This window comes from Brevundimonas sp. TWP2-3-4b2, from assembly GCF_049897345.1.
Taxonomy (GTDB): domain Bacteria; phylum Pseudomonadota; class Alphaproteobacteria; order Caulobacterales; family Caulobacteraceae; genus Brevundimonas.
Map to the genome: position 1 here is coordinate 640,970 of NZ_JAFCWB010000002.1, position 14,082 is coordinate 655,051.

A 14,082-nucleotide genomic window follows, 5' to 3' on the forward strand; every position below is an offset into this window, starting at 1 on the left:
GTTCACTCTTTGTTCTAACTGATGGCGGAGTCAAACGGGAATCGCAGCCGACCCCTGTTATGGCTCTGGCGTGCTCAAGTGGCCCGGGGGATGCAGGGGAATCACCGGATCAACCGCCAGCGATCCATAAAGAGACGAAATTCCGGAATGCCCATTCGACCCCTGTCGGCAAGTGATTTTCCCGCCATCCAGGCGCTGCACCGTCATGTCGGCTGGCCGCCAAGGTCGCTGGCCGGCTGGCGATGGCTCCATGAAAATCCGGCCCGCGCCGCGATCAATGCGCCCGCCGGATGGGTCGTCGACGGTCCGGACGGCCTTCCTGCCGGCCATGTCGGCAACCTGGTCCAGAGATACTGGTCAGGCAGTCAGCCGATGTACGGCGCGACGGCCTATTCGATTATCGTGACTCCGCCGGTAAGGGGTACCAGTCGCGAGATGCTGGATGCCTTCGCCCGTCAGCCGGGTGTGTTCGCCGCCTGGGTCTTCAACGCCAACAGCACGTCCCAGCCGCTCTATGCACGCCACGACATGCGCGCCTGGCCGGAACAGACCCATTCTCTGAAACTGAGCTGGATTGTCGATCCGGTTCCGCTGGCGCTGGGACGGCTGTATCGCGCCGCGCATCGGCTGGCACCCGATGCCGTATCCGGTTGGGGCGAGCGACTGATGCATGACCGGCTGGCCAGGGACCCGCGCCTGACCTTGCCGACGGGCGTGGCGGTGCTGGGCGAGCTCCGGGACCAATCAAGGTATGGCGAATTCTGGGACGCCCTGCGCGCCGAGGGCCGCCTGCTGGCTGATCGGAGCCCTGAGACACTCCGATGGCGGTTGAGCGATCCCGACATCACCGTCCCGCCGCTGATCCTGGCCTTCAGCCGCGGGAGCGACATCACCGGCTACGCCATGGCGATGATGGCCAAGGCCAATATCCTGGAGGCCCCGATCCTGGAAATCCTGGATCTGGAAGCCCTGGTCGACGACGTCGAAGCCATTCCGGCGCTGATGCAGGGTCTGATCACGGCGGCCAGACAGATGGGCGCGGCCAAGCTGCGTATCCAGACCGTCAGTCCGTACCTGCTGGACAGGCTGGGCCACCTCGGCAAACGGGCGCGGCGCGAAGGTGGCTGGGGGCATTGCCACGTGCGGTTAGCACCGGACGGTCCCGATCCGGCCCTCTGGTCCCCGACGCCTTATGACGGCGACTACGCCATGTGTTTGAGACCCTTGCCGTTCCAGGCCGACCGTCGGGCGCACGCCGGCGGCCGGGTAGGTGATGGCACCGAACGCCTGAAAGCGTTCCAGTGAGACACCGGTCTTGATGGATACCCGACCCGTTGCTGAATTCAGGTCGATTCGACCCGGGGCAAAAATGCTCTAGGCGCGCGGATGCGCCTTCAGCGCGTCGCGGATCTCGGCCAGCAGCGCCTCGGTCGCCGTCGGCACGGGCGCGACTTCAGGTTCGGCGGCCTTCTCGCGACGCAGCCTGTTGATCGCCTTGACCATCAGGAACACCACAAACGCCACAATGGCGAACTGGATCAGGGTGTTGATGAACGCGCCATACTGGATCGCCACCTCCTCGACCGCATCGGTGGACAGGTCCTCAGGAGCCAGCACCCATTTCAGCTTGGAAAAATCGACCTTGCCGAGCAGCAGGCCGATCGGCGGCATGACCACCTGTTCCACCAGGCTGGTGACGATCTTGCCGAAGGACGCACCGATGATCACACCGACCGCAAGGTCGATGACATTGCCCCGGGAGATGAACTCCTTGAATTCGGTGGCCAGGCTCATCGTCACGCTCCGGGTCAGGCGTCGCCGGCGTTCAGCCGCTCACGCAGCTCCTTGCCACTCTTGAAGAAGGGCACGGCCTTGGCCGGCACATCGACGGTTTCGCCGGTGCGCGGGTTGCGCCCGGCCCGCGCCGGTCGCGAGCGCACGGAAAAGGCACCGAAGCCGCGCAGTTCAACGCGGCCGCCGTCGCCCAGCGAATCGACCATCTGGCCGAGCACGATATTCACCACCCGCTCGACCTCGGCGTGGGTCAGATGGGTGTTCTCGGCAGCGAGCTTTTCGATCAGCTCAGACTTTATCATGGCCAGGCCCCCGCCCTGTTCAGCCCTTCCCAGGCCCATACGGGTGCATCCGAGCGCAGGATGCAACCCCACCCTAGCCTTCACCTGTCAGGGGAAAAAGCCCCGAGATGCGGATTCGCGGGCGAAATGTCCGTTAACGCTCATAAATCTGCGTATTCCGCGCATGAAAAAGGCGGCGGGATCGCTCCCGCCGCCTGGTCCATGATCAGATCACAAAGGATGTCAGTCCTTGGAAGCGGCCTTCTCGCGCATGGCCGCGCCCAGGATATCGCCCAGCGAGGCGCCCGAGTCCGAAGACCCGAACTGTTCGATCGCCGCGGTTTCGTCCTTCATTTCCAGAGCCTTGATCGACACCGAGACGCGGCGCGAGGCCTTGTCGATGCCGGTGACCATGGCGTCGACGCGGTCGCCGACCGAATAACGCTCGGTGCGCTGGTCGTTGCGGTCGCGGGACAGGTCGGACTTGCGGATGAAGGCAGTCGCCGGGGCGTCGTCTTCACCGAACTTGACCTCGATGCCGCCGGTCTCGATCGACGTCACGGTGACGGTGACCTGCTGGCCCTTCTTGAAGGTGTCGCCCTCCATCGGATCGCCGCCCAGCTGTTTGATGCCCAGCGAGACGCGTTCCTTCTCGACGTCGACGTCCAGCACCTTGGCCTTGACGGTTTCGCCCTTGCGATAGCGCTGGATGGCTTCCTCGCCGGAGACGTTCCAGTCGAGGTCGGACAGGTGCACCATGCCGTCGATGTCGTTGTCCAGGCCGATGAACAGGCCGAACTCGGTGGCGTTCTTGACCTCGCCCTCGACGGTCGAGCCGATCGGATTGGCGGCCACGAAGGCATCCCACGGATTGTCCTGGGCCTGCTTGAGGCCCAGCGAGATGCGGCGCTTGGAGGCGTCGACATCCAGAACCACGACGTCGACTTCCTGCGAGGTCGAGACGATCTTGCCGGGGTGGACGTTCTTCTTGGTCCAGGACATTTCCGAGACGTGGACCAGGCCTTCAACGCCGGCTTCCAGCTCAACAAACGCGCCGTAGTCGGTGATGTTGGTGATGCGGCCGGTCATCTTGGCACCGACCGGGTATTTGGCTTCGACGCCGTCCCACGGATCGGTCTGCAGCTGCTTCATGCCGAGGCTGATGCGCTGGGTGTCCGGGTTGATCTTGACGATCTGGACCTTGACGGTGTCGCCCACGGCGAGGACCTGCGAGGGGTGCGAGACGCGCTTCCACGACATGTCGGTGACGTGCAGCAGGCCGTCGATGCCGCCCAGGTCCACGAACGCGCCGTAGTCGGTGATGTTCTTGACCACGCCTTCGCGGACTTCGCCTTCCAGCAGCTGGCCGACCAGTTCGGTGCGCTGTTCGGCGCGGGCTTCTTCAAGGATGGCGCGACGCGAGACGACGATGTTGCCGCGCGGACGGTCCATTTTCAGGATGGCGAAGGGCTGTTCCTTGCCCATCAGCGGACCGACGTCGCGCACCGGGCGGATGTCGACCTGCGAACCCGGCAGGAAGGCCGAGGCACCGCCGAGGTCGACGGTGAAGCCGCCCTTGACGCGCCCGACGATGGCACCGTTGACCGGCTGGCCTTCGGCGAACACGACTTCCAGACGGGTCCAGGCTTCTTCGCGGCGGGCCTTGTCGCGGCTGATGACGGCTTCACCCAAGGCGTTTTCGACGCGCTCGAGATAGACTTCGACATTGTCGCCGAGCTTCGGAATGACGGCGCCTTCGCCGATGCCGAACTCGCGGGCCGGGATGCGGCCTTCGGTCTTCAGACCGACGTCGATGATCAGGATGTCCTTTTCGATGCCGACGACGCGGCCGTGGACGACCTGGCCTTCGCCGAGGTCGCGGCCCTGAAGGGTTTCGTCGAGCAGCGCGGCGAAGTCGTCACGCGAGGGGGAGAAGCTGGTGTCAGTCATGCAGTTGAGAGGTTTCTAACGGCTGTGGCGCGCGGCCGGACGGCCTCGCGCGAGGTGAGTGTGAATGCCCCTCAAGCAGCTGAGCGCCGCGCGCGAGGCGATAGGGAAAGGGTTAGTCAGGTCACACGACGCGAGGCCAATCAGAGCCAGAATGCCCGCGGAAGCCGAGGATGACGCGCTGGATTTGCCTTGGGGTCCCTAGAGACCCTTCCGGACACGCGCCGCCTCGACGATACGGCGGGCCGCATCGAAGGCCGCCTCTATATCCATTTCGGTCGTATCCAGCAAGACGGCGTCGTCAGCCTGGACCATGGGGGCGGCCCCGCGGCCGGCATCACGCTCGTCGCGACGGACGATATCGGCCAGCATGTCCTCATAGGCGATCGCATCACCGCGGCCGGTGAGTTGCTTCCAGCGGCGCAGGGCGCGGACCTCCGGGGTCGCGGTCACGAACAGCTTGGCCGGCGCGTCCGGAGCGATCACGGTGCCGATATCGCGCCCGTCCAGCACCGCCCCGCCGGGCTGGGCGGCGAAGGTCTTCTGGAATTCCAGCAGGGCCGCCCGCACGCCGGGATAGCCCGCCGTACGGCTGGCCGCCTCGCCTGCTGCCCCGCTGGTCAGCCGTTCAGTGTCCGACAGGCTCTCGGCCTTCAGGGCCCGGGCCACGGCCACGGCCGCCGCCTCGTCGTCCAGCGACCCGCCCGCATCCAGCACGCCCAGCCCGACGGCGCGGTACAAAAGACCGGTGTCGAGGAACGGCAGGCCGTAGTCGCACGCCAGCCGCGCGGCGATGGTGCCCTTGCCCGAGGCGGCGGGCCCGTCGACGGCGATGATGAGGGAAGCGGTCATTCGGACGCTGCGATATCCGCCCCGAGGCTGCGCATCAACTCAATGAAGTCCGGAAAGCTCGTGGCGATCATGCCCGGCTCGTCGACGGTGACCGCGTCCTCCGCCGCCAGACCCAGCACCAGATGGCTCATGGCGATGCGGTGATCCCCGTGGGTGGTCACGGTCGCCCCGCCCCGCACCGGGCCGCCGAAGACGGTGAACCCCTCGGGCTCCTCCTCGACCATGACGCCGCAGGCTTTCAGCCCCGCCGCCATCAGGGCGATGCGGTCGCTCTCCTTGACCCGCATCTCGCCGATGCCGCGCATCACCGTCGCTCCGGTCGCGAAGGCGGCCGTGGCGGCGAGAACGGGATATTCGTCGATCATCGAGGCGGCGCGCTCCGGCGGCACGACCACGCCCCTGAGCTTCGAATGCCGGGCCGTGACGTCCCCGACCTCCTCGCCGCCCGCCATGCGGCGGTTCGAGACGGTCAGATCTGCCCCCATCTCGCGCCAGGTCTCGAACAGGCCGGTGCGCAGCGGATTGAGCATCACCCCTTCGACCGTGACTTCGGACCCCGGAACGATCAGTCCCGCCGCCAGCGGAAAAGCCGCCGAAGATGGATCGCCCGGCACGGACACGGCGGTTCCGGTCAGGGCCTGCCCGCCCTTGAGACTGACCCGCCAGCCTGTTCCCATCGGCACGACACCCACCTCGACGCCGAAGGCGCGCAGCATCCGCTCGGTGTGATCCCGGCTGCGCTCCGGCTCGGTCACCGTGGTCACGCCATCCGCATTCAGCCCGGCCAGCAGGATCGCCGACTTGATCTGGGCCGAGGCGACGATCTGCTCATAGTCGATGCCCGTCAGACCACCGCCCGTGATCCGGACCGGCAGGCGATCCTCGGCGGCCTGCCAGTCGAAGCGTGCCCCCATGTCGGCCAGCGGCCCCGTGACCCGCTTCATCGGCCGTTTCCGCAGTGAGGCGTCTCCGTCGAAAGTGGTCGTGACGGCATGGCCCGCCGCCGCCCCCATCAGCAGCCGCACGCCGGTGCCGGCGTTGCCGCAGTCGATGACGCCGGCCGGCGGTTTGAACCCGCCCTGCCCCGTCACCCGCCAGCGCCCCTCGCCCAGCCGCTCCACCTCAGCCCCAAAGGCCTCGACCGCCCGGGCTGTCGCCAGAACGTCGTCGCCTTCCAGAAGGCCCGCGATGTCGGTGACGCCGGTCGCCATCGCCCCCAGGATCAGGGCGCGATGCGACATCGACTTGTCGCCCGGGGCGCGCACGAGGCCGTTCAGCGGAGCGCTGCGGCGGGCGGTCAGATGGCTTGGGGTCGACACCCTGCGGTCTCCGGGAGGCTCAGCGGGCCCAGTGTCGGAGGGCGAGCGCGGAGATGGTTTTTGACAGCGGCCTCCGGGGGTGGCAAGGGAGCCGCCCCATTTCCCAACTCCCGCCAAAGGTCTTCAACCGTGGCTAAACCCGAACTGGGCCAGAAGCAGGTCTGCCCGAACTGCCAGGCCAAATTCTATGACCTGGGCCGCCGCCCGGCTCATTGCCCCAAATGCGCGACCGAATTCGATCCGGAGGAGGCGCTGAAGCTGCGCAACCGCCGTGGCCGTCCGGCCGGCTATGCCGCCGACGAAACCGACGAGGATCAGGTCAAGGACAAGAAGACCGACGGCGACGAGGACGAGGAAGAAGAAGCCGTCACGACGCCCGAGATCGACGAGGAAGGCCATGAGCCGATCCTGACCCCGGACGACGATGACGAAACCCCGGTCGATCCCACCGAAGAGTCCGGCATGGGCGAAGCGGTCGAGGACGACGACGTGCTGGCGGACGACGACGACGACGATTCTGTCCCCTTCATCGAGGACGAGGACGACGACGGCTTCGAAGACGAAATCATCACGCCCAAGGAAGACGAATAAGGGTTTTTCGAACCGTTCCCGGACCGGTTTTCCCCGGTCCGGGGGCGACGAAAATAAATGGCGAAACCGGGCTTGATCACGATCAGGCCCTGACATAGGTTCCGCCGCCTCGCAGCAGGGCCTCCCGGCCCCCAACGCGATCCGACCAAAGGCCTTGCGCCAGAGGTTCGGGGCTTTAGCTCAGCTGGTAGAGCGCTTGCATGGCATGCAAGAGGTCAGCGGTTCGACTCCGCTAAGCTCCACCATCGAAGGCCCCGCGGGAAACCGCGGGGCCTTCGTCCCATCCGGGCCGGTTGATCTCGGCCCCGGCTCGCCCCATCTGCACATCACGGTCGACGCCTCGCCGATGACGGGGGGCGCAGACGGCCAAAGGCCTGCTTCGGGGGCATGAGACGATGACGACGCGAACCATCCTGTTCGACAGCCCCTTCCTGCTGGGCTTCGACCATACCCGGGCGATGATCGACCGCGCCGCCCGTGCCGCCGCCGACAGCTATCCGCCCTACAATGTCGAGCAGCGCGGGGATCACGCCGTCCGCATCACCCTGGCCGTCGCGGGCTTCGGGCCCGAGGATCTGGCCGTCACCATCGAGGGGCGCCAGCTGACCATCGCCGGCAAGCGCGAGCCCTCGGAGACAGCGGACCAGGCCTTCCTCCACCGCGGCATCGCCGGCCGCGGCTTCGTGCGCAGCTTCGTCCTGGCGGACGGACTCGAGGTCGAGGACGCGCGGCTCGAGCACGGGCTTCTGCATGTCGACATGCGCCGACCCGAAGACCTGCCGACGGTCCGGCGCATTCCCATTACCACGGGCTGAGAAATCCGCATTTTTCCGGTCGCCGCTAACGGGGCCGGACCCATAAGCCCTCGCCGGGCGTTCGTTCAGTACAAGGAGGCGGTCTCCATGACGCCGATATTGATGACCAAGGAAGATCTCAAAGGCCTGGGCGCGCCCGACCTGGTCTATGTGCGCGAAATCCGCGCCTCTGACGTGCTGGCGGATGTCGTGGCCGAGGAGGCGAAGGGCCTGACGATCGATCCCGGGGCGACCCTGTTCGCGGTGCATGCCGCCGACGGCGAGCGTCTGGCCGTCATGCTGGACCGCGAAACAGCCTTCGCCGCCGCCGTCGCCCACGAGCTTGAGCCCGTTTCGGTCCACTGATGGAAGGGCGCTAACGCTCCGCGCGCGGCGCGGAGTTGCCTGAGCGCGGCGCTTCGCGCAGACTTCGAACGCGCTCAATCAGCCCCGCGCCGCGCGCGGGGCGATAGCGCACAAAAAATGCTCAGGCTGCCGTGGCGGGGACCTGGTCTCTGACGAACAGGGCGCGGATCGCGTCCGGGGTGCGCGCTTGACGCAGTTGCTCGCGCATCACCGGCGACCGCAGGGCGCGCGAGACCGCCGCCAGCGCCCGGAGGTGATCGGCCCCGTCCCGCGGTGGTGCGAAAAGCGCCAACAGTAGATCCACCGGGCGGTCGTCGAGGGCTCCATAGGCGACCGGCGTGTCCAGACGCACGAACACGGCGGTCACCCGCTCGATGCCCTCCAGACGCGCGTGCGGCACGGCAACGCCCGATCCGAGACCGGTCGAGCCCAGGGCTTCGCGCTCCAGAAGGGCCTCCAGAATACGGTTTTCCGGCATGCCCAGACTCTGGGCGGCCACCTCGGCCACCGTGTGCAGGGCCTGACGTTTCGACGACGCGCCGCTGCGCAGGACGACGCCGCCGTCCGCCAGCAATTCACCGATGTCCATGAGGAGTTCCCGACTCTGCCCATACATCCCGAATGGGCGGGGGCCGTTTAGACCACCCGCCTCGATTGGGGAACACTATATGCTCTTACCGTTTACCGAACCGTGACCATTGATCGACTTCGAGGTTCGCTCGGGGTCGATCCAGCCCACATTGCCGTCCGGCCGGCGGTAAACGACCGAAATTCCACCGTGCGCCGCATTGCGGAACAGCACCACCGGATAGCCGGTCATATCCAGTTCCATGACCGCGCGACCCACTGTGATGGTGCGGATTTCCGTCTCGGTCTCGGCGATGACCATACCCACGGGCGGCGGCTCATCGGGCGCGCCGGCATCGCCGAAGGCGTCATCCTCGACCGAATCCGGGCTGCGCAGGACGATGCTGCGAGCCACGTCGCGAGCCGCATTCTCGGTCTTCTCGGGCGACAGGCCGCGCGGACCGGCCTTGTGGTTCTTGAGCCGGCGCTTGTAGCGGCGGACCCGCTTTTCAAGCTTTTCAAGCGAATCCGAGAAGGCCCCGTGGGCGTCGCCGCCCAGACCGCTGGTGACGATGGCTTCTCCGGACGCCAGACGCACCCAGCAATCGACCTTGAAGCCGTGGCCGTCCTTGGACACCACGACCTCGGCCTCCTGGGCCCCGCGTTCGAAATACTTGCCGATCCCGTCCTGGAGTTCCTGGGAGATGCGCGAGCCTAACGCGTCGCCGACATCTACGTGCTTACCGCTGACCTGGATTTGCATAGGGATAGAACGCGACCGAACGCGTTTGGTGTCAACGCCGATCACCGAAATGTGGTGAAGGTTGCCGGACGCGTTCTCCCTCCCCACTTCGGGGGAGGGAGAACCCAAACGCCCTAACTGACCTTCAGCATCCGCTTGCGCTCGACCGACGACGGAATCCGCAGCGCCTCGCGATATTTCGCCACGGTCCGGCGGGCGATATCGATTCCGGCCTCGTTGAGGATCTCCACGATCCGGTCGTCGCTGAGCACATCGCCGTCGCGGCCCTCGCCGTCGATCATGGCCTTGATCCGGTGCCTTACGGCCTCGGCCGAATGGGTGGCGCCGCCGTCTGACGACTGGATCGAGGCCGTGAAGAAGAATTTCAGCTCGAATACGCCGCGCGGCGTCGAGACATATTTGTTCGAGGTCACCCGGCTGACCGTCGATTCATGCATGCCGATGGCGTCGGCCACGGTCTTCAGGTTCAGCGGCCGCAGGAACTCGACGCCGAACGCGAGGAAGGCGTCCTGCTGGCGCACGATCTCGGACGACACCTTCAGGATGGTCTTGGCCCGCTGGTCCAGCGACTTGACCAGCCAGCTGGCCTGGGCGGCGCAGTCGGCGACGAAGGTCTTCTCCACGTCCGAACGCGAGCCCGCCGCCACCACGCCATGATAGCGCTTGTCCATGATCAGGCGCGGCAGGGTGTCCGTGTTCAGCTCAATCTTCCAGCCGCCGGCCGGATCGGCCCGCACATGCACATCGGGAATCACCGTCTGCGCCGGCTCGCCGCCGAATCCGGCCCCCGGTCTCGGCGTCAGGGCCTTCAGCTCGGCGATCATCTCGGCCATGTCCTCGGCATCGACGTCGCAGGCCTTCTTCAGCGCCGTCAGATCGCGTTTGGCCAGCAGGTCGAGATTGGCCAGCAGGCAGTCCATCGCCGGATCGAAGCGGTTGCGCTCAATCAGTTGCAGCTTCAGGCATTCCGGCACCGACCGCGCCATGACCCCCGTCGGCTCGAAGCCGTGGCAGACGGTCAGCACCGCCTCGATGCGGTCCAGTGACACGCCCAGCCGCTCGGCGGTCTCGGCCAGTTCGCCGCGCAGATAGCCGCCCTCGTCCACCGCGTCGATCAGGGTCAGGGCGATGGCGTGGTCGGAGGACGAAAACCCGGCCTGGGACGCCTGGGCCTGCAGATGCTCCCACAGGGTGGCGTCGCGGGTATCCGGCTGTTCCCGGCCCTCGCCGTCGGGCAGGCCACCGCCCGAGCCGGCGCGCGACCAGTCGTTCAGCCCGACCTGGGCCTCGCCCGTCCCGACATCCTCCATCCGGTCCGAGGTGCGCTCGCCCGGGCTGGCGTCGCCATAGACGTCGTCGGAGCGCGCATCGAGTGTGCGATCCGCGTCTTGGACCCGGCCCTCGTCGAAACTCATCTCGGCGGCATCATGGCTCTCAACCGCAGCCGGCGCATCGTTTTCGCCGCCCGGCTCAGCGTCCTCGCGCTGCAACAGCGGATTGCGCTCCAGCTCGGCCTCGACGAAGGCGTCCAGCTCGAGGTTCGACAGTTGCAGCAGCTTGATCGCCTGCTGCAGCTGGGGCGTGATGACCAGTCCCTGGCCCTGCCGTATCTCCAGCCTTTGCCCGAGCACCGTTCTTTTTCCCCTGCCCCCGGGCGTGGCCCGAAACTTGCTGCGGCCACCTTGTGGCCTGACCGGTTAACGGCGTTCTAAACCGCTGGACGTCCCGCTCGCGCTTTGCTCCCCTGTCCGGACCATCCGTCCCGAGCGAGTGCCCCGATGCGCCTGATCCTGATCGCCCTGCTGCTCATGGCCCTGCCCGGTGCCGCATTCGCGCAGTCCAGCCCCGCCGAACAGACGATGATGCGGACGGTCGCGGCCGAGCACGATCGCCATATCGCCCTGCTCGAGACCCTGGTGAACCAGAACAGCGGCACGCTGAACCTGGCCGGGGTGCGGATCGTCGGCGACAGGGTCCGGGCCGAGCTGGAGCCGCTGGGCTTCGAGGTCCGCTGGGTCGACATGGCCGAGACCGGCCGTGCCGGACATCTGATCGCGACCCATGCCGGCCCCGGCCGCAACATCCTGCTGATCGGCCATCTGGACACGGTGTTCGAGGCCGACAGCCCCTTCCAGCGCTTTGAACGAAGCGGCGCGCGCGCCACGGGCCCCGGCATCGGCGACGACAAGGGCGGTGTGGTCGTCATCATCGCGGCCCTGCGCGCCATGCAGGCCGCCGGGACACTGGAGGGCTCCAATGTCACCGTGGTCCTGACGGGGGACGAGGAAAAAATCGGCTCGCCGTCCTCCGTCGCCCGACGCGACCTGATTGCCGCCGGACAGGCCGCGGCCTTTGCGCTGGAGTTCGAGAACCTCGCCCTCGACGACGGGGCCGAGTTCGGCACCATTGCGCGGCGCAGCTCGACCAACTGGACCCTTACGGCGACCGGGCGAACCGGCCATTCCAGCGGCATTTTCAATGACACCCTCGGCTATGGCGCCATCTATGAGATGGCCCGCATCCTCGACGGATTCCGCCGCAACCTGCCCGAGCCGAACCTGACCTACAATGTCGGCGTCATCGCAGGGGGTACGCCTGCCGCCATCGATGCCGAGGGGGTCAATGCCACCGCCTCGGGCAAGACCAATATCGTGGCCTCGACCGCCATCGCCCGCGGCGACCTGCGCACCCTGACCCGCGAACAGGACGACCGCGTCCGGGCGGGCATGCAGACCATCGTCGCAACCCACCTGCCGCGCACCGAAGCCGAACTGGTCTTCGGCGAGGGCGGCTATCCGCCCATGGCCCCGACCGAGGGCAACCGCGCCCTGCTGGCGCGACTGAACGCCGTCAACCGCGACCTCGGCCTGGCCGAGATGGCCGAATACGACCCCGCTCGTCGCGGTGCCGCCGACAGCGGCTTCGTCGCCGCCGACGTCGACACCCTCGGCGGCCTCGGCGTCGCCGGGGGTGGAGCCCATGCGGACGGGGAATGGATCGATCTGGACAGTCTGGTGCGCCAGTCGCAGCGGGCAGCAGTGCTCATCAGCCGGTTGAGTTTGGGCGCGGAGTGAAGCTTGTCATCCCGGATCGCCGCGAAGCGGTGAGCCGGTCTGGTTGGACGGGGATGGTTCGGACAGGACGCGGCAATCAGCGCCGCCCGGGTCAGCGGTCAGGGTTCGATGGACGCGCGATCGTAATTTCCAGCTGCCACTCATAGCCGCCGTTGCCGTCGTAGATCGACCGCGGTGTTCCCGGCGGGAGCAGCCGGGCGCTGTCCGCACCGAAAGCCCACGTCTTCCGACGACCATTCGACACCGCGACCTCAACCTCGGCATCAGGCGCGACGAGGCTGAACAGATTCATCTCCAGAGCCTGTTCGTCGGCTTTCAATCGGAACTCGGCCTCGGCCCAGGTACCGGCACCGGAGGGCGTCCGCCTGTAGTCCTCGATGAAAACGAAGCGGGCCTCGGCCAGATTCCGCGAAGGCTCCGCAAAGCCCGAACCCAGGAGCCAGGCCTCAAGCCTACGGGCCTTCTCCATGGCTTCGGTCAGAAGCAGGGGACGGTTCTGCCAGGAGAAGGTCACGCCATCGAGCCGCCGGGTTTCCCAATCCAGCGACATCAAAAGGACGGTCTGTCCCATGCCGCCGACGTTTTCGAACAGGAAAGGACCGGCCGGGGTCGCCCACTCCAGGCTGACAGGGTCGTCGGTGTGGAAGATCAGGCGATCACCGACGGGCGACCGCGCCTCCAGCTCTGTGGGGATTTCACCACCAAGCTGAAAGGTGAAGGTCTGATCAGCCAAGGGGCCAGACGCCGCGAGACAGGCCACCAGTTCGGGCGGCGGGGGATCCAATGGACTGGACACACCGCAAAGGTCCCACCGTTGGTGCGGCGTTACGCCTTGATCGGCGGCGTTCTGGGCGAAGGCTTGCGTGCCGGTCGCCAATGCGCCGGCGACAGCCAGCAAGAAGCGACTGTGGGTTAGAGCTTTCGCCCTAGCCATACATGTCGCCCAGATAGACCCGGCGCACTTCCGGGTCGCGGATCACATCCTCGGCCTTGCCCTCGAACAGCACGGCCCCGCCCGAGATGATCGAGGCGTGGTCGATGATTTCCAGCGTCTCGCGGACATTGTGGTCGGTGATCAGTACGCCGATGCCCTGACCGGCCAGATAGCGGATCACCTGGCGGATGTCGGCAATGGCCAGGGGGTCGATGCCGGCGAAGGGTTCGTCCAGCAGCATGAAGGACGGCTTGCCCGCGAGGGCCCGGGCGATCTCGCAACGGCGCCGCTCACCGCCCGACAGGCCCGAGGCCGGGGCGTGGCGCAGGTGGTCGATGCGGAGTTCCTCGAGCAGGCGGCTGGTTTCCTCGGCGATGGCCGCCTTGCCCGTGTGATGCAGCTCGACCACCGCCATGACGTTGTGCTCGACCGTCATGCCGCGGAAGATCGACGCCTCCTGCGCCAGATAGCCCAGCCCCATGCGGGCGCGCTGGTACATCGGCTGTGCCGTGATGTCCTCGCCGTCCAGCCAGATCGAGCCGGTGTCGGGCGGGATCAGGCCGGTGATCATGTAGAAACAGGTCGTCTTGCCGGCGCCGTTGGGGCCCAGAAGGCCTGCCACCTCGCCGCGCTGGACGTGCAGGGAGACGTCGCGCACCACCTGCCGCTGGCCGAACGCGCGGGCGATATGATCGACCCTCAGGCCCGTGGCGCGCGCCGGCACGGCCGCCGGCTCGACCGGGGCCTCGATTACATTGAGGGCTGAGAGTTCCTTGCGCGCCAAAGGTCAGGTCCGAGCC

The 14,082-nt window shown here is 66.9% G+C and carries 15 protein-coding genes and 1 tRNA gene; 6 read left to right on the forward strand and 10 right to left on the reverse strand.

The window, feature by feature from the left end:
* The first annotated feature begins 147 nt into the window (after nt 1-147).
* Nucleotides 148-1,305, forward strand: coding sequence for an N-acetyltransferase (locus tag ACP7AS_RS06755; protein WP_426028087.1), 1,158 nt, complete (start codon nt 148-150; stop codon nt 1,303-1,305).
* 69 nt (nt 1,306-1,374) lie between these two features.
* On the opposite strand, the gene mscL is transcribed toward ACP7AS_RS06755, so the two are convergent.
* The 5 genes from mscL to aroA form a co-directional block, all read right to left on the reverse strand.
* Complete coding sequence (mscL, locus tag ACP7AS_RS06760) at nt 1,375-1,794, reverse strand: large-conductance mechanosensitive channel protein MscL (RefSeq protein ID WP_426028088.1); 420 nt, start codon at nt 1,792-1,794, stop codon at nt 1,375-1,377.
* 14 nt (nt 1,795-1,808) lie between these two features.
* The gene (locus tag ACP7AS_RS06765) at nt 1,809-2,096 is read right to left on the reverse strand and encodes an integration host factor subunit beta (protein WP_426028089.1); all 288 of its coding nucleotides are present in this window, start codon (nt 2,094-2,096) and stop codon (nt 1,809-1,811) included.
* Nucleotides 2,097-2,318: 222 nt separating this feature from the next.
* On the reverse strand, nt 2,319-4,025 hold the full coding sequence (gene rpsA / locus ACP7AS_RS06770) for a 30S ribosomal protein S1 (RefSeq protein WP_426028090.1): 1,707 nt from the start codon (nt 4,023-4,025) through the stop codon (nt 2,319-2,321).
* Between the two features lie 198 nt (nt 4,026-4,223).
* Nucleotides 4,224-4,874, reverse strand: coding sequence for a (d)CMP kinase (cmk, locus tag ACP7AS_RS06775; protein ID WP_426028091.1), 651 nt, complete (start codon nt 4,872-4,874; stop codon nt 4,224-4,226).
* On the reverse strand, nt 4,871-6,193 hold the full coding sequence (gene aroA / locus ACP7AS_RS06780) for a 3-phosphoshikimate 1-carboxyvinyltransferase (protein WP_426028092.1): 1,323 nt from the start codon (nt 6,191-6,193) through the stop codon (nt 4,871-4,873). The genes cmk and aroA overlap by 4 nt, the downstream gene beginning before the upstream one ends.
* Before the next feature lie 129 nt (nt 6,194-6,322).
* Between aroA and ACP7AS_RS06785 the strand changes: the two genes are divergently transcribed.
* The 4 genes from ACP7AS_RS06785 (at nt 6,323) to ACP7AS_RS06800 (ending at nt 7,944) form a co-directional block, all read left to right on the forward strand.
* The gene (locus ACP7AS_RS06785) at nt 6,323-6,784 is read left to right on the forward strand and encodes a TIGR02300 family protein (RefSeq protein ID WP_426028093.1); all 462 of its coding nucleotides are present in this window, start codon (nt 6,323-6,325) and stop codon (nt 6,782-6,784) included.
* A 169-nt stretch (nt 6,785-6,953) separates the two neighbouring features.
* Nucleotides 6,954-7,029: transfer RNA gene (locus ACP7AS_RS06790), tRNA-Ala, on the forward strand.
* 150 nt (nt 7,030-7,179) lie between these two features.
* Nucleotides 7,180-7,599: an Hsp20 family protein gene (locus ACP7AS_RS06795; protein WP_426028094.1), complete on the forward strand. Its 420-nt coding sequence runs from the start codon at nt 7,180-7,182 to the stop codon at nt 7,597-7,599.
* An 87-nt stretch (nt 7,600-7,686) separates the two neighbouring features.
* Nucleotides 7,687-7,944 carry a DUF1150 family protein gene (locus tag ACP7AS_RS06800; protein ID WP_426028095.1) on the forward strand — a complete coding sequence of 86 codons (258 nt, stop codon included), beginning with the start codon at nt 7,687-7,689 and terminating at the stop codon, nt 7,942-7,944.
* Between the two features lie 121 nt (nt 7,945-8,065).
* Here ACP7AS_RS06800 and ACP7AS_RS06805 read toward each other — a convergent pair whose 3' ends face one another.
* The 3 genes from ACP7AS_RS06805 to rpoN all read right to left on the reverse strand — a co-directional run bounded on the left by ACP7AS_RS06805 (nt 8,066) and on the right by rpoN (nt 10,905).
* Nucleotides 8,066-8,533 (reverse strand): PTS sugar transporter subunit IIA, encoded by a 468-nt coding sequence (locus ACP7AS_RS06805; protein ID WP_426028096.1) that lies wholly within the window; start codon nt 8,531-8,533, stop codon nt 8,066-8,068.
* Nucleotides 8,534-8,608: 75 nt separating this feature from the next.
* The gene (hpf, locus tag ACP7AS_RS06810) at nt 8,609-9,274 is read right to left on the reverse strand and encodes a ribosome hibernation-promoting factor, HPF/YfiA family (RefSeq protein WP_426028097.1); all 666 of its coding nucleotides are present in this window, start codon (nt 9,272-9,274) and stop codon (nt 8,609-8,611) included.
* Nucleotides 9,275-9,387: 113 nt separating this feature from the next.
* Nucleotides 9,388-10,905 carry an RNA polymerase factor sigma-54 gene (gene rpoN / locus ACP7AS_RS06815; RefSeq protein ID WP_426028098.1) on the reverse strand — a complete coding sequence of 506 codons (1,518 nt, stop codon included), beginning with the start codon at nt 10,903-10,905 and terminating at the stop codon, nt 9,388-9,390.
* A 147-nt stretch (nt 10,906-11,052) separates the two neighbouring features.
* Between rpoN and ACP7AS_RS06820 the strand changes: the two genes are divergently transcribed.
* Entirely contained in the window at nt 11,053-12,348 is a 1,296-nt protein-coding gene (locus ACP7AS_RS06820; RefSeq protein ID WP_426028099.1) for a M20/M25/M40 family metallo-hydrolase, read from the forward strand.
* A gap of 91 nt (nt 12,349-12,439) precedes the next feature.
* On the opposite strand, the gene ACP7AS_RS06825 is transcribed toward ACP7AS_RS06820, so the two are convergent.
* Together ACP7AS_RS06825 and lptB are read right to left on the reverse strand one after the other, a co-directional pair.
* Entirely contained in the window at nt 12,440-13,282 is an 843-nt protein-coding gene (locus tag ACP7AS_RS06825) for a hypothetical protein (RefSeq protein ID WP_426028100.1), read from the reverse strand.
* The gene (gene lptB / locus ACP7AS_RS06830) at nt 13,275-14,066 is read right to left on the reverse strand and encodes an LPS export ABC transporter ATP-binding protein (RefSeq protein WP_426028101.1); all 792 of its coding nucleotides are present in this window, start codon (nt 14,064-14,066) and stop codon (nt 13,275-13,277) included. The genes ACP7AS_RS06825 and lptB overlap by 8 nt, the downstream gene beginning before the upstream one ends.
* Between the last annotated feature and the right edge of the window lie 16 nt (nt 14,067-14,082).